General features: G+C 36.8%; 15 protein-coding genes and 1 riboswitch. Of the genes, 10 read left to right on the top strand and 5 right to left on the bottom strand.

The genetic code is table 11. The features are described 5' to 3' along the window. Positions 1-51: 51 nt before the first annotated feature. Together P375_RS10750 and P375_RS10745 are read left to right on the top strand one after the other, a co-directional pair. Positions 52-774 carry a FadR/GntR family transcriptional regulator gene (locus P375_RS10750; RefSeq protein ID WP_039136918.1) on the top strand — a complete coding sequence of 241 codons (723 nt, stop codon included), beginning with the start codon at positions 52-54 and terminating at the stop codon, positions 772-774. Then, a complete protein-coding gene (locus P375_RS10745) occupies positions 761-1,828 on the top strand; it encodes a Gfo/Idh/MocA family protein (protein WP_013745358.1) in 1,068 nt (355 codons plus the stop codon). The genes P375_RS10750 and P375_RS10745 overlap by 14 nt, the downstream gene beginning before the upstream one ends. Positions 1,829-2,118: 290 nt before the next feature. Here the strand turns inward: P375_RS10745 and P375_RS10740 are convergent, their stop codons facing one another. From P375_RS10740 to P375_RS10730, 3 genes are all read right to left on the bottom strand, one after another. Continuing rightward, positions 2,119-3,552, bottom strand: a complete 1,434-nt coding sequence (locus P375_RS10740) for a cytochrome-c peroxidase (RefSeq protein WP_039136916.1) — start codon at positions 3,550-3,552, stop codon at positions 2,119-2,121. Between the two features lie 595 nt (positions 3,553-4,147). After that, positions 4,148-5,590 carry an SLC13 family permease gene (locus P375_RS10735; RefSeq protein WP_245176460.1) on the bottom strand — a complete coding sequence of 481 codons (1,443 nt, stop codon included), beginning with the start codon at positions 5,588-5,590 and terminating at the stop codon, positions 4,148-4,150. Between the two features lie 140 nt (positions 5,591-5,730). Then, positions 5,731-6,612, bottom strand: coding sequence for a VirK/YbjX family protein (locus P375_RS10730; protein ID WP_039136914.1), 882 nt, complete (start codon positions 6,610-6,612; stop codon positions 5,731-5,733). Between the two features lie 176 nt (positions 6,613-6,788). On the opposite strand from P375_RS10730, the gene argA reads away from it, so the two are divergent. The 5 genes from argA (at position 6,789) to P375_RS10705 (ending at position 10,832) form a co-directional block, all read left to right on the top strand. After that, positions 6,789-8,114, top strand: a complete 1,326-nt coding sequence (gene argA / locus P375_RS10725) for an amino-acid N-acetyltransferase (RefSeq protein WP_209434827.1) — start codon at positions 6,789-6,791, stop codon at positions 8,112-8,114. A gap of 99 nt (positions 8,115-8,213) precedes the next feature. Beyond that, positions 8,214-8,258: riboswitch (PreQ1 riboswitch) on the top strand. 2 nt (positions 8,259-8,260) lie between these two features. Then, a complete protein-coding gene (gene queC, locus P375_RS10720; RefSeq protein WP_039136910.1) occupies positions 8,261-8,935 on the top strand; it encodes a 7-cyano-7-deazaguanine synthase QueC in 675 nt (224 codons plus the stop codon). After that, entirely contained in the window at positions 8,919-9,278 is a 360-nt protein-coding gene (gene queD, locus P375_RS10715; protein WP_039136908.1) for a 6-carboxytetrahydropterin synthase QueD, read from the top strand. The genes queC and queD overlap by 17 nt, the downstream gene beginning before the upstream one ends. After that, positions 9,278-9,889 (top strand): 7-carboxy-7-deazaguanine synthase QueE, encoded by a 612-nt coding sequence (locus P375_RS10710; RefSeq protein WP_039136906.1) that lies wholly within the window; start codon positions 9,278-9,280, stop codon positions 9,887-9,889. Before queD ends, P375_RS10710 begins: the two co-directional genes overlap by 1 nt. Positions 9,890-9,971: 82 nt before the next feature. Then, on the top strand, positions 9,972-10,832 hold the full coding sequence (locus P375_RS10705) for a phosphoribosylaminoimidazolesuccinocarboxamide synthase (RefSeq protein WP_039136904.1): 861 nt from the start codon (positions 9,972-9,974) through the stop codon (positions 10,830-10,832). Between the two features lie 112 nt (positions 10,833-10,944). Here the strand turns inward: P375_RS10705 and ffh are convergent, their stop codons facing one another. After that, positions 10,945-12,321: a signal recognition particle protein gene (ffh, locus tag P375_RS10700; RefSeq protein ID WP_039136902.1), complete on the bottom strand. Its 1,377-nt coding sequence runs from the start codon at positions 12,319-12,321 to the stop codon at positions 10,945-10,947. A gap of 187 nt (positions 12,322-12,508) precedes the next feature. Between ffh and P375_RS10695 the strand changes: the two genes are divergently transcribed. The 3 genes from P375_RS10695 to P375_RS10685 all read left to right on the top strand — a co-directional run bounded on the left by P375_RS10695 (position 12,509) and on the right by P375_RS10685 (position 15,150). Continuing rightward, complete coding sequence (locus P375_RS10695; RefSeq protein ID WP_039136900.1) at positions 12,509-13,312, top strand: cytochrome C assembly family protein; 804 nt, start codon at positions 12,509-12,511, stop codon at positions 13,310-13,312. Positions 13,313-13,383: 71 nt separating this feature from the next. Next, the gene (locus P375_RS10690; RefSeq protein WP_039136898.1) at positions 13,384-14,646 is read left to right on the top strand and encodes an HlyC/CorC family transporter; all 1,263 of its coding nucleotides are present in this window, start codon (positions 13,384-13,386) and stop codon (positions 14,644-14,646) included. Positions 14,647-14,859: 213 nt separating this feature from the next. After that, complete coding sequence (locus P375_RS10685) at positions 14,860-15,150, top strand: hypothetical protein (protein WP_039136896.1); 291 nt, start codon at positions 14,860-14,862, stop codon at positions 15,148-15,150. 105 nt (positions 15,151-15,255) lie between these two features. On the opposite strand, the gene P375_RS10680 is transcribed toward P375_RS10685, so the two are convergent. Next, positions 15,256-16,034 (bottom strand): IS3 family transposase (locus tag P375_RS10680; RefSeq protein WP_039136894.1); only part of this gene is annotated, 779 nt, incomplete at its 5' end.

Here is a 16,034-nt window from a genome sequence, read left to right as displayed (position 1 = left end):
GAGATATGATGTCTTAAATTGCATAAATTTTCTGCGATAAAGATCACAAAAATGAAAAAATCAGAAAAAAAAGTAAAGAATATGGCCTTACAAGAAGATATTAAACAATTAATTCTTAATAAAGGTTTAAAAGCAGGCGATCTAATGCCTACTGAAAATGAGTTAATGGAATATTTAAACGTTAGTCGTTCCAGTTTAAGAGAAGCAGTTAAATCATTAGAAGCATTGCATATTTTAGATATTCGGCACGGTGTAGGAACTTTTATCAGCGAATCCTCACTTACACCGATGATTCAAAGCCTTGCTTTTCATACACAATTACAACTACAAAATAATATAAAATATTTATTAGATATCTTAGATATTCGTGAAATTCTGCAATATGGTTTTGCTCCGCTTGCTATTGCCAATATTAGTGATACAGAAGTCGATCAACTGCAACAGTTAAGCTTAGAATTACAACAATTGGCTAGACAAAACCTATTCTCTAGCGAACTAGAATATAAAATTCAACTACAGACCTATCAAGCAATAAATAATCCGCTTTTGTCACAATATCTAGGCGCTTTCTGGCAAATATTCAATTTACAAGAGGAAAACTTGCCAACTATAACTCTCTCAGCTCAAGAGGTAGCGTTACACTATCGTGAATGGGTAGATGCTGTAGAGGCACGCGATATTAATCGTTTCCAACACGCCGTACTACTTTATTTTCGTACTCTACGTCAACGCTTACAACAAAAGGAAAAGGAAAAAGAAAATGGACAATATTAACGTTGCTCTTGTTGGTTGTGGCTTCTTCGGTCAACAACTTGCTTCTGTATTTAATAAATTACCCGCAAAATTGGTTGGTGTAACCGATTTACAGATAAACCTAGCGCAAAACATCGCCGAACAATACAAAACACAAGCCTATGCCGATTTAAATACATTACTTACTCAACAGAAAGTCAACCTCGTGCTTATCGCCACCTACAATTATAGCCATCGCCAACTTGCAGAAATTGCCATTCAAAAAGGTTGTGCCGTATTTATTGAAACACCTTTCACGATTAATGAACAAGATGCCCATCAACTGATACAAATGGCAAAAGAAAATAATGTACCGCTTTTTGTTGGACACTGTTTGCGTGTATTACCAGGCTTACAACAAGCAAAACAATTATTAACACAACAAACATTGGGAAAAATAACGGTAGTACGAGCAAATCGCCAACGCTGGATAAATCCTATTTTTCAAAAAGATTGGTGGAAAAATGATATTCAACTAACTGGTGGAAAACTCTTTCATGAAATACATGAATTAGATTTACTTGCTTGGTTAATTGGTGAAGTTGAAGCTGTTTTTGCACAATCTACTAATCGAGCACATTTAGAAACGCCTGACCATCACGATATTATTCAATTATTACTACAATTTAAAAATGGCGTTTTCGGATCTTTAGAAATGGGAACAGCGTATCGCTTGCCTAAATGGGATATTGCCATTCACGGTGAACTAGGCTCAATGATGATTAATTTCTTCACTTCCACTGTCACAATCACTTTCGCTAACGGAAAACGCCAACAGTTTAATATGTATAACGAATTTGAAGCTGATCTATCTTTACGAGAAAGTAGTAAAGGGATCCAAAAATATGGTCAACCCAATGAACATTGCCCTTATTGGCTGACTCGTGCTGTAGAATTAGAAGCACAAAGTATTTTTGAACATTTACAACAACACAAAAACAGCATTCTTTGTGAACTTCCAGCAAGAGCAATTTGTATTGCTTCGGCTGCAACCCAATCTATTCAAAAGAAAAAATTAATTAACGTAAAATATTAAATCTCTTATTAAAATACCCATTAAGAAAACATTTTTAATAAGTATCAAACTACTAATTATTTATACAAACAAAACATACTGAATGCAAAACAACATTAAGCCAAACATTCTATTAATAGATTGAATGATAAAAACAAACCTACGATAAAATATCATAGGTTTGTCAATGGCTTGAATGGCTATTTAGCCTATTTTTACTTTTAGCTTTAATGATATTACGTTATCTATAATAGCTAAATGTTTTTCACTTTTACCTAGTTATACCTCGTTTTAGATTTCAACGACAAGCTTTATTTTGTTGATTGAGAGGATTGTATATTCTCATTTGTTAACGGCTTTCCTTGGTATTCTCCCGTTAAACTATGTAAGAAATCAACAATATCGCTCACTTGCTCTTTTGATAAACTTACACCACTTTGATATTTCAACATCATTTCCACTGCTTGGGTTAAATCTTGTGCATTTGCATCGTGGAAATAAGGTGCGGTAAGTGCAACATTACGCAATGTAGGCACTTTAAAACGATGTTTATCATAAGGATTTTTCGTTTGTGCAAAGCGACCGTCATCTGCTTCTGTTAATGGTTTATTGCGATCAGCAAAATAATCTGCTTTTAATCCCATTAATTCATAAGATTGACCACCTAAATTAGTGCCAGTATGACAAGTATCACATTTATATTGGTGGAATAACGCATAACCATTTTTTTGTGTTGCAGTTAATGCATTTTCATCACCTTGTAAATAACGATCGAATGGACTGTTTGGCGTGATTAAAGTTTTTTCAAACTCTGCAATGGCATCAGTAATATTTTTTTCATTAAAACCTTCCGGGTAAATTTTTTCAAAGGCTTGTTTGAGCGACTCATCTTTGTTGAGATTATCAACAATTTGTTGCCAATTTTCTGCTCCCATTTCTACAGGGTTTAAAGGAGGCCCACCAGCTTGTTCGGCTAGATTTGCTGCACGACCGTCCCAGAATTGAGCAAAGTTGAAAACAGCATTATAGACAGTCGGTGCATTAATGCCTCCTTTCTGTCCTTTAATTCCGGTAGAAGTAGCAAGGTTATCCACACCACCCGTATTTAAACTATGACAACTAGCACAAGCAATCGTCCCATCGCCAGATAAGGCTGTGCTATGATAAAGCACGTTACCTAGTTCCACTTTGGCAGGATTAACCGGCAAACTTTGTGGCACAGGTTGTACAAAACGTTCTGCTGATGTACTAGAGGTGTTTGCAGGAAGTTGGTATTCTTGGCGAACTTTATGAATCCAATCAAGCAAGATTGCTTTCTCTTGCTCGTTTAAACCAGATCCCCAATGCACCATTTTGAAAGAATGAATAGGCATTTCGTTATTTTGGATCACGCTTTCAAGTTTCGCTAAATCCGCCGCAGAAATGCGTTGAGGTTGATTAAGATAATCGGTAATGTTATCCAACAAAAAATGGGATTGCCCTTGCTTAATATCTTTATCCATTAAACTGCTAGCGATAGGCAATTTTGCATAAAATGGCATATTAGCATTGTTACTATGGCAATATTGACAGCCATTATTATATAGCACGGTTTCAACGGCACGTTGCTGAGGATCAGTAATTTGGCTTTCTTGCAAACGGCGTTGTGTTTCTTGTTTATCAAAGTGGTGGATATATGCCACCGTCCCTAGATAAGCGACGGCACCTGCACCAATAAATGTAAATAACCACGATTGAGGTTTCATAAGATTCTCCCTTATAGAATAGAAAGTTAGAAATTATCGGCATAGTATTCATAATTATGGGTAAAAAAATATTGATAGAACTCAATAAATTTCATTGACATATCCTATAGCTCTAATAGGTATAGTTTTGTATAGTTATTAGTATGGAAAAGATGAAATAAAAAACACCGCACTTTTAAAGATAAAATTTAATAAATAAATTGTTTTCGATATAGAAATATTTTTATTCAAAGTAGAAAAAATTATAGTCGTCTCAATTTTCTATAGCTTAAATTTTAAACTCAACTGAAATATATAAAAAAGAAGTGTTCATTAATTTAATCTATTATTAAATTTCCAAACTCAATAAGGATTAAACAATGAACACTTATCATAAACATATTTCTAATAGACACGGAAAAGATAATGGTTTTACACCTTCAATAGCTCATAATAATCAAATACATTACTACGGGGATATGTTGGAACAGTAAAAGAGCAATCAATGAAGTCGGAGATTCAAGAAAAAAGTCGATGAATTCAATCATCGACCTCACGAATATTTAGATTAACAAACACCTTATAAGGTATTACACGAAGTTTGACAACTCAAGAATTAATAAACCGCCATTATTACCATTACCCAAATAATACTAAGTGCCGGGCCGAGTAAACCAACCACAATACCTCCCAAGCGGAATTCCGCTTGACGAATTAAGCCAGTACTAAATGCAATAGCATTTGGTGGAGTTGAAACCGGTAAAAATAACGCACACGATGCGCTTAACCCAATGACTAACGGCAAAATTGCCGGAGAAACATCACCGGAAAAAACTTTTAATAACGATAAGCCAACTGGAATTAAAATCGTGGTGGCAGCCGTGTTACTCATAAAGTTAGATAACACAACAGTAATAAATGCAAATAAAATCAACAACATCATAAAACTGATATGAACGTGGCTTAATTGATTCACAAAATGAGTAGCAATTTTTTGTTCTTCAATAGCCAAACCTAATGCTAAACCACCGGCAACCAGCATTAAGGTATCCCACGGCAATTTACGCACATCATCCGAATCAAGTACACCAAGCATTGTTAAACCAACAATAGGAATACCAGAAGCGGCAGCAATCGGCATTCCGAACCATTTTGCAGTCAGCCAGAAGAACAGCGTAACCGCCAAAATCACCAACACAATTGTTTTTTGTGTACGATGCTCTTTTTCATCTTCAGGATTTTCAATTTCTTTAGCTTCCTGAAGAAATTGGAATTCTAATTTTTCTTTGGCACTAATGCGATAACGTTTAATTAATACTCGCCAAAATACTAAAATTAGCACAACAGCAACTGGTGTTCCCATTAACATCCATTCAAGAAAAGAGATGTGATAACCAATATTTTCCAATGCACCAACAGCAATCGCATTCGGTGCTGAACCGATAATAGTTGCCATACCGCCAATGGAAGCCGCCGCCGGAATACCTAACAACAATGCACGAGAAATATTGGCTTTTTTATCCAATGTAACAAATAGTGGGCTTACAGTAGCAATCATCATTGCTGTGGTGGCAGTATTACTCATCAACATTGACATTACAGCCGTTAGCGTCATTAAACCAAGCAGAATATTTTGTGGATTTTTACCAAATTTTGGCAACATTCGTTTTAACAACAAAATATCCAACTCCGTTTTTTTCATTGCTTCCGCTAAGAAAAAACCGCCTAAAAAAAGCCAAATTACACTATCTGACCAAGTTTGCAGATATTGCATAGCATTTTCTGCATCGCTTCGTCCCATAATTAAAACAAGAAAACCGATAATTAAAATACCGACTGAAAACGGAGGAATTGCTTCAGTTACCCACAGTGAAATAGCGAAAAAAATAAGAAACAGGACATAATTCTGTGTTTGTGTAAAAAGCGGATCACTCAACCAGTTCATCATTGCCCAACCAAAAAGCAGTGAAAAGATAAATAAACCGACCTTACTCTTCCTCACTTCCGCAATTGGATGCTTAGTGAAATTTTTTAGCGATGTATAAATCGAATCAGACATAACAACAAATACTCCAAACTACCTAATAATAACTTCGACTTATTATAGTAGAAAAAAGGGCAGATAACTCTGCCCTATATCACATTTTTAAACGCTAAATTATTGGAATAATTAACAATTTATTCATTTTTCTGAAACAGTCAACAATTTTCTTTGATTCCTCGCTCAATCTGCTCGAATAATTGGTAACGTTTCCGATACATCGACCGTTTTTTGCTTTGAATTTCTTCCAGTGGACGTTGCTCAACCTGCAACGGTAATTGCCAATATTGATTGCCACGTTGCGCACCGTTTTCTTGCCAAAATTCATCATAATTCATATAAATTTTCTTACTGCCGTGCAAGCGAATTTTGGTTTGATAATGGTGAGGAATACCGACCAGCTGCATTTGCCAATGTTGCGCCAACCATTTAAAACACTCCACCAATAAAAACATCGGGCGCATACCGTGCAACTGTTTAGTTAAAGATTTAACAATTTCCGCCGCATTTTCACCTCGAGGGCCTTGTATACTGGCGATAAGTATTTGATTATTTTCAATAAAAGCAAATGAGGCATCATAATAACGTTGCTCGGTGCCATCCTGAATATTGATGGAAAAATAGCCTTCATAAAAATCAATTTGATTTAAATTGAGGTATAACCCTAAGCCATTTTCTAGATCCGCTAATTTAATTGAATTGTTCGCAATCAGTTGCCGGCAACGTTCCTCTCCTAACAAACGCTCCATTTGCAACAAGCTGTACTCAATTTGTTGCACTCGTTGTTGTGCCGAAAAACGTTTATCGCAATAATGAAACATCACACTATGAAAACGATGTTTCTGTCGTTGGAAAATCGGCAACCAAAGTGGATGTTGATTCAGAAACTGGATTAATTGATTACCTTGACGATATGTCAAAGTGCGACGTAAAAAATAGCGTAAAATATGGCGAATTTGCTTTAAAACACGTTGTTCCTGCCCCCAAGGATACATTTCACGCACAGTTGGAAAATGTGTAAATGGTTGTTGTTCTGTCATAATTTCTTTTTCATTTATCGTTAAATTGCGCGCTATTCTATGCAACTCAACTAAAAGAGTAAAATTGTATTACGCTAATTTGCAAACAAGTTAAAAAATTACCTTGCAAGCCGATAATAATTGCATATAAAATCATTTTTATTACATAATTATTCAAAGAATAGGAAGTTAATATGATTCGCAGCACAGAACTTGTTCAATGGTTCCGTCAATCCACGCCTTATGTTACAGCACATAGAAATAAAACTTTCGTGATTATGCTTGACGGCAACACCACTTCCAGCCCTAATTTCAGCAACATTATTGACGACATCAGTTTATTACATAGTTTAGGCATAAAATTAGTGATTGTTTTCGGTGCCAGGAAACAGATCAACGATGCCTTGACACTCGCTCACATTGCAGAGCGTTATCACAAAAATATCCGCGTAACCGATCAGCAAACGTTGCATTTAGTTAAACAGGTCGTTGGCAGTCTGCAATTCGATATTACAGCTCGTCTTTCATTGCGAATGAACAATATTACGCATAATGGCGTACCAAATGTGGTCAGTGGTAATTTTGTCATTGCACAACCAATCGGCGTTGATGACGGTGTTGACTATCAGTTAAGCGGGAAAGTACGGAAAATTGATAGTGAAGGAATCAAACAACAATTAGAACGAAATGCTATTGTGGTAATTAGCCCTATCGGCGTTTCTGTTACCGGCGAAACCTTTAATTTGGCTTTTGAGGAGTTGGCGGCACAAATTGCCATAAAATTGAAAGCAGAAAAAGTAATCGGATTTTGTGAAAAACAAGGTATTATTGATAAAAACCAGCAAGTTATTGCAGATTTAACTCTTCTTGCTGCAGAAGAGCATTTACACCAATTAATCGCAAAAGATGCTTATCACAGTTCTGAAGCTCGTTTTCTACAAACCGCATTAGAAGCCTGTCGTAACGGTGTAAAACGTGCTCATTTGTTGAGTTACCTTGAAGATGGCTCTTTATTACAAGAACTTTTCTCTCGTGATGGTATCGGAACACAAATCTCGTTAGAAAGTTCAGAAATTGTGCGTATCGCCAATATTAAAGACATTCCAAATTTATTAGCATTAATTCATCCACTTGAACAACAAGGCATTTTGGTCAAACGTTCACGCGAACAGTTGGAAATGGAAATCGATCACTACACTATTATTGATCGTGATGGCGTGATTATTGCTTGTGCAGCATTAAACCCTTATTTTGAGGAAAAAATGGCAGAAATGGCTTGTGTTGCTGTACATCCAGATTATCGCAACTCTTCACGAGGTGATATTCTATTAAGCCATATTCAAAAACGAGCAGTTGCACTGGGCATCAAAAAACTGTTTGTCCTCACCACACGCACCGTTCATTGGTTCCAAGAACGGGGTTTTGAAATCGCTAATGTTGAAGATTTACCACAAGAAAAACGTGAAAAATATAATTATCAACGCCGTTCTAAAATTTTGATTCAACCTTTAGAAGAAGAATAATTGACTCGGTAGCCTATTTCTCTGCAAATAGGCTATTTTCTCTACAAAATTTAAAATAATCTCGCATCTCCTCTATTTTTTCTATAATATCCGCCTTTATTCATCGTGGTTCGCAAACCTCCCACGCAAAAAAACTAGGAATATTTATGCAAAACAAAAAAGCAATCGTCATTTTTTCTGGCGGTCAAGACTCCACCACTTGCTTACTACAAGCCCTACAAACCTACGGCAATGGCAATGTTGAAGCCATTACGTTTCATTACGGTCAACGCCATAGCATTGAATTGGAAAAATCTCGCTGGATAGCAGATGATCTTGGCGTTAAACAGACAATTTTTGATCTCTCTTTAATGAAGTCGATTACACACAATGCATTGATGGATAGCAATGAAACTATTCAGCAAAAACAGGGGAAATTGCCGAATACCTTTGTTGATGGACGTAATGCACTGTTTCTACTCTATGCGGCAATTTATGCTAAAGGTCAAGGAATCAACGATATTATTACCGGTGTATGTGAAACCGATTTTAGCGGTTATCCTGATTGTCGTGATGTCTTTATTAAATCAATGAATGTTACCCTCAATTTAGCAATGGACTACAGTTTCAACATTATTACGCCATTAATGTGGCTGACTAAAAAAGAAACGTGGGCTTTAGCGGATCAATTAGGTAGATTGGAATATGTTATGCAACATACCCACACTTGTTACGAAGGTATCGAAGGCGGCTGCCACCATTGCCCGAGCTGTTTATTACGAGAAAAAGGATTAAACGAATATTTAGTGGAAAAAGAGGCAAAAAATGTTGAAAGTCGCTAAAGAATTTAGTTTTGATATGGCACATCTATTAGATGGACACGACGGTAAATGCAAAAATCTTCACGGACATACCTATAAATTACAAGTTATCGTCAGCGGCGAAACTGAAAATAGCGGTGCAAAAAAAGGAATGGTGATTGATTTTGCTGATTTAAAAAAAGTAGTCAACGATCTGATTATTTCTCCAATGGATCACGCGTTTATTTATGACCAAAGCAGTGAACGAGAAATTAAAATAGCTCAATTTATTTTTCAACGCTTAAAGGAAAATGTTGGATTTCATCTTCATTCCGTTCGTTTATGGGAAACGCCCACCTCCTTTGCAGAATATGGTGAAGAGTAATGCAAACTGAATATGCTATTGTTGAAATTTTTGAAAGCCTTCAGGGAGGAGGCTTTAATACCGGAATGCATGCTATTTTTATCCGTTTCGGCAAATGTAATTTAACCTGCCCTTGGTGTGATACCGATTATCAAACCTTTTCACTGATGACACTACAACAGATTGCCAATCAAGTTACTTCTTTTACAGCAAAAAATATCATTATTACTGGCGGTGAACCGACTATTCAACCAAATTTAGAAAAATTATTAAGCCATTTCAAAAAGTTAGGTTATTTCCTAGCGATTGAAACCAACGGTTTAAAACCGATTCCACCGCAAATTGATTATATTGCTACCAGTCCGAAACGTCTGTATCGTCACAAATATCAACAACGCGGTATCACTCACGCAGATGAGGTGAGAATTGTGAATGATGACAAAAATATCCAGCTCTTTTGCCAAGAAATTGCTAAAAAAATTCAAGCAAAACATTATTATCTTTCGCCTTGCGAACAACAGGGAGAAATGAATCTACTGGATACCATTCGTAAGTTAGGACAACTTAATGAAAATACTGATATTAAATGGCAGCTTAGTATTCAAACACATAAATTGGTTGGGATTGAATAAAATAAGCAATCGATTGTGTGAAAGTTTGCATAAATAAGCGTATAATTCTGCTCAGTTTTTTATCACAACAGGTATCTTAATTATGCAAACAATCAGCCTAAAGAAAATTTATTCTGGTAAAGTTCGTGATCTCTATGAAATTGATGACAAAAGAATGTTGATGGTAGCTTCTGACCGTTTATCCGCATTTGATGTTATTCTTGATGATCCAATTCCACGCAAAGGAGAAATACTCACTCAAATCTCAAATTTTTGGTTTAACAAACTTGCCCACATTATGCCAAATCATTTCACAGGCGACACTGTATATGATGTTTTACCTGAAGCAGAAGCAAAGGCTATCGAAAAACGTGCTGTTGTTTGTAAACGTTTAACGCCTATCAAAATTGAATCTATCGTTCGCGGTTATTTAACCGGCAGCGGTTTGAAAGATTATCAAAAAACAGGTTCTATCTGTGGTTTAGCGTTGCCGAAAGGCTTGGTTGAAGCTAGCAAATTACCGGAACCGATTTTTACCCCATCAAGCAAAGAAGAGATCGGTAATCACGACATCAATATCAGCTATGCGGAATGTGAAAAACTTATCGGCAAAGATTTAGCGGCACAAGTGAAAGAAAAAGCGATTGCACTCTACACTACTGCAGCGAAATATGCTTTAACCAAAGGCATTATTATTTGCGATACTAAATTTGAATTCGGTTTGGATGAAAACGGCGTATTGACGCTAATGGATGAAGTGTTGACACCGGACTCAAGCCGTTTCTGGTCAGTTGACAGCTATCAAGAAGGCATTAATCCGCCATCATTCGATAAACAGTTTATTCGTAACTGGTTGGAAAACAGTGGTTGGAACAAACAACCGCCTGCTCCGAAAGTGCCTCAAGAGATTATTGATCAAACTGTAGCAAAATATCAGGAAGCGTTTGATCTGTTAACAAAATAAATAGCGTTTTTCATAAAAAAATCTGCATTTTAAATCAATAAAATGCAGATTTTTATAAGAGCGGATGACTATTTCTGTTCTCCTACATCATCTTTCATCCGTTTTTTTAACTTTAACGTCTGAACAAGCCGCCCATTCCTCCAAGACCGCCCATTAATCCTTGCATTCCTCGCATCATTTTCGCCATTCCACCTTTACGCATTTTTTTCATCATTTTTTGCATTTCTTCAAACTGTTTCAACATACGGTTCAAATCCTGCACCTGTGTGCCTGAACCGGCAGCAATGCGGCGTTTACGTGATCCTTTAATAATGGCCGGATTTCGACGTTCTTTAAATGTCATCGAATTGATCATTGCTTCCATTCGTTGGAACATTTTGTCATCTACTTGATTTTTCACGTGATCTGGTAAATTCTGCATTCCCGGTAATTTATCCAGCATTGACATCATCCCGCCCATTTTTTTCATTTCGAGCAGTTGTTCACGGAAATCTTCTAAAGTGAAATCATCCCCTTTTTTAAATTTCTGTGCCATTTTTTCGGCTTTTTCCTGATCGACATTACGTTGTAAATCTTCGATCAAAGAAAGCACATCGCCCATACCGAGAATACGAGAGGCAATTCGTTCCGGATAAAATGGCTCTAAAGCATCGGTTTTCTCCCCCATACCGAGGAATTTAATCGGTTTACCGGTAATTTGACGAATAGATAACGCCGCACCACCACGTGCATCCCCATCCACTTTGGTTAAAATCACACCGGTTAAAGGCAATGCCTCATTAAATGCTTTGGCTGTATTGGCGGCATCTTGCCCAGTCATAGCATCAACAGTAAACAAAGTTTCAATCGGATTAAGCACTTGATGGATCTGTTTAATTTCATTCATCATCTCTTCATCAACGTGCAAACGACCAGCGGTATCGACAATCAATACATCAAAGAACTTTAATTTCGCTTCCGACAGAGCAGCTTTGACAATCTCTTCCGGTTTTTGTGAGGCATCTGAAGGATAAAATGTTGCATTAACACTCTGTGCTAATGTTTCCAACTGTTTAATCGCCGCCGGACGATAAACGTCAGCAGAAACCACCATCACCTTTTTCTTATGACGTTGTTGTAAAAATTTAGCCAATTTAGCAACACTGGTTGTTTTTCCAGCCCCTTGCAAACCAGCCATTAAAATCACTGCCGGCGGTTGTGTTGCCAAGTTAAGCGTTTCATTGGCTTCACCCATTGCTTTTTCAAGCTCTGCTTGAACAATCTTGATAAACTCCTGCCCAGGTGTCAGGCTTTTATTTACTTCAACCCCTAAAGCTCGTTCTTTAACCTGATTAATAAATTCTCGAACAACCGGTAACGCTACATCGGCTTCCAACAAAGCCATTCGTACTTCGCGTAAGGTTTCTTTGATATTATCTTCGGTTAAACGACCTTTGCCGCTAATGTTACGCAATGTTCTTGACAGACGATCTGATAAATTCTCAAACATAGAAAATCCTGATTCTGAAACGGAGTGTTAACAATGACAATCTAAAAAACACTCGAAAAATAGATAAAAACAGTGGGCATTATACCGAAAATTTGCCTGTTTTCACCATTTGCACATAATCCTGTGGAAAAATTCATAGAAAACTGCTAACTTTTTAAGGCTTATGTTTTTTTAGAGAGCAAAAATTATGTTGTGGATCGGCGTGTTCGCTATCGTTGCTTATTTAAGCAGTATCTTATTAATTACCCCGGTACTAATGAAAGTCCAACAGGGAGAAACTAACAATATTACCCGTTCGGGAAAACAGTGGGTTTTTCATAGTGCGATCTTGGCAATCGTGTTGCATTTGATTGGATTAATGAACAGTTTCTTCGTTGCTGGTGGGCAAAACTTTACTCTATTCAATGTTTCTTCATTAATTTCCGTCTTAGTCAGCCTTGTAGCAACATTAGCAATGTTGCGTACCAATACATTTTGGTTTGTGTTACCTATCGTATACTGTTTTTCCGTAATAAATATTGTCGGAACCACATTTTTCCCTGGTAACTTCATCAAACATTTAAGCGAAAACAATGGGTTATTGTTTCATATTGCTTTGGCACTTTTTAGTTATATTGTCTTTGCCATCAGCACTTTATACGCATTGCAACTTGGTTGGTTAGATCGCAATTTAAAACAGAAAAAAATGACCTTTTCTCCAATGATCCCATCGCTTATGAAAGTAGAAAAACAGCTGTTTCAACTGCTGATTTTAGGGGAAGCATTACTGACTATCACCTTAATCAGCGGTAGCATTTACCTGCCAAACTTCTTTTCAGCGGATCAAATTCAAAAAGCGGTTTTCTCTTTCATCGCTTGGATTATTTTTGCAATTTTATTATTAGGTCATTACAAATTACATTGGCGAGGAAAAAGAGTGATCATTTACACAATTTCAGGTATGATTTTGCTCACTTTCGCTTATTTCGGCAGTCGTTTGATTGTGATGTAAATGAAATTTAGGTGGCGTATTTATCAATAATATAAGTACGCCGAATGATTGACTTAATATAGGATTTTATTTTGGACAGTATCCCCATAAGTACATTATTTTTTCTGTTAATTTTGTTACTTATTCTTTCAGCCTATTTCTCAAGTTCAGAAACCGGCTTGCTTTCATTAAATCGTTATCGTGTACGTTATCTTGCAGATAAAGGGAATCGAGGGGCTCAAAAAGCCGAGAAATTATTAAAGAAAACCGATATTCTTCTAAGTTTTATCTTAATTTTTAATAACTTAGTTAATATTATGGCGTCTGCTCTCGCCACAATGATTGGTCTACGTTTAGGTGGCGATGCCGGCGTTGCAATTGCTACAGGCGTTTTAACTTTTGTGATGTTGGTCTTTTCTGAGATTTTCCCTAAAACTGTAGCTGCGATTTACCCAGAAAAAATAGGCTTTTTTAGTAGCCATATTTTATCAGTACTGATCAAAATTTTTCTTCCATTAGTCTATTTTGTTAACTTCTTTACTAACGGATTGATGCGTTTAATTGGTCTAAAACTGGATATTAAATCACACTCCATTAGCCCCGAAGAATTACGAAGCATCGTAAATGAATCAGGCAAATTTATTCCTCGAGCTCACCAACAAATGTTACTTTCTATTTTAGATATGGAGAAAGTCACTGTTGAAGATATTATGGTGCCTCGCAATGAAATTAGTGGCATTAATATTGAAGATGATTGGAAATCGATTATGCGTCAATTAAATCACGCTGCTCATAGCCGAATCGTATTGTACAAAGAGAATATGGATGAAAACGCACTCGGTATTTTACGCGTTCGTGAAGCCTATCGTTTAATGACCAATACCAATGAATTTACCAAAGAAACCTTAATGCGCGCCGCTGATGAAATTTATTTTATTCCTGAAGGCACAACATTAAATGCACAATTATTAAATTTTAAAAATAATAAAGAGCGTATCGGTTTAGTTGTTGATGAGTATGGCGATATTAAAGGCTTGGTTACGTTGGAAGATATTTTAGAAGAGATTGTCGGCGAATTTACTACCTCTAATTTGCCGTCTATTGAAGACGAAGTACAACCACAATCAGACGGCACGGTCATTATTGATGGATCGGCTAATATCAGGGATTTAAATAAAATGTTTAATTGGCATCTCGACACGGATGAAGCCAGAACCTTCAACGGTTTTATTCTGGAACATTTGGAAGATATTCCACAAGAAGGTACAGAATGGAGGATCGGTAATTTAAAAATTAAGATTCTGGAAGTCAGTGATAATATGATTAAACAAGCTAAAGTGAAAAAGTTAAGTTGATTGTTTAGAAGATAAAAATACCTGCTGCGGCAGGTATTTTATCTGTAGAAAATCAAACCAAATATACACTAAACTTACCACCCCATTGATAGTAAACCCCATTATAATTTCCTTTCTCATTTCGCAGTGCTACACTAAAAGGTATTTCCATGAGGCTAGAACATTGGTTGTGGTTCCCAGTGCTACACTTCCGATTTGCCTAAAGAGCCGTTAATGTGGGATGTTGGTGTAAGGATAGGCACAGCATTAAAACAGGCTTATCTATCTGAAAGCAAATCAACAACAACGGAAGAGCGTTTATCATCATCACATAAACCGCACCGACCGCATATTAGGAAAGCGCATTGGCACGGTTTTAGAAGCGGCAAAATGAAAGATGAAAACGGTAATTTAATTCCGGCGGATAAGCGCAAGTTTGAATTAAAGTGGTTACCGCCAATAGCAGTTAATGTTGAGTATGATATTGAACTACCAGTAGTTATACACAAAGCGAAAGTACATTAAAGGAGGTAAAAGTGGCAAAAAAAAAACAGCTTACGAACGTTATTCAGAAGAAGGGAAAAAGAAACTAGGAGAACGTGCTAATAAATATTGTAGTGATCCACTAAATCAGCAGTCCCTAATAGGTTTTTTCGCTAAAACTGGCGGTAATCCTTGATTATAGCTATGCGGTCTCACCCTGTTATAGTAAAACACATACTGTTTAATATCTTCCTTGGCTTCATCTAATGAAGAATAACCGCCTTTTAACATCCATTCATATTTAAAACTTCTAAACCAGCGTTCCATCGGTGCATTATCCCAACAATTTCCTCGGCGACTCATACTTTGTATCAAACCATGCTGTTTCACACATCGTATAAATGACTCACTCCCATAAATACTGCCTTGGTCTGAGTGAAACAACATCTTCCTCGTTCTTTCCGTTGTCAGCATGGCATGATTTAATGCCTCTACCACTAACGTTGAATCGTGCTGTTTCTGCAATCGCCAACCAACCACTTGACGCTGCGCCAGGTTCATCACGATTGCTAAATAATGCCATTCCCCCTGCACCTTCAAATAGGTGGTATCACCGCATAACACCGTTGTGTCAGCGCATGGACTAAATTGCCGATTTAACACATTATTAAACAACGTGGACGCTTGCTCTGACGTGCCTGTCCGCCAACGTTTTTGCGGCTGTTTACTGACTAATCCTTGCTGTTTCATCAGCTGTCGAATCAAGGCTAATCCTACCTCAATACCCTTACTTTTTAATCTCGCTTTTAGCGTCCGCTTTCCGGCTGAACCACGACTTTCATCAAATAATGCCTTTATCTCTACCGCCAATCCTAAATGTTTATTGGGCTTTGCCTGCCGCTTTCTCCGGGCATAGTAAGTCCGTT

The sequence above is a fragment of the Gallibacterium genomosp. 2 genome (genome assembly GCF_000771895.1).
Classification (GTDB): domain Bacteria; phylum Pseudomonadota; class Gammaproteobacteria; order Enterobacterales; family Pasteurellaceae; genus Gallibacterium.
Note: the sequence above shows the minus strand (reverse complement) of the source record. Positions and strands in the feature narration are given on the sequence as shown.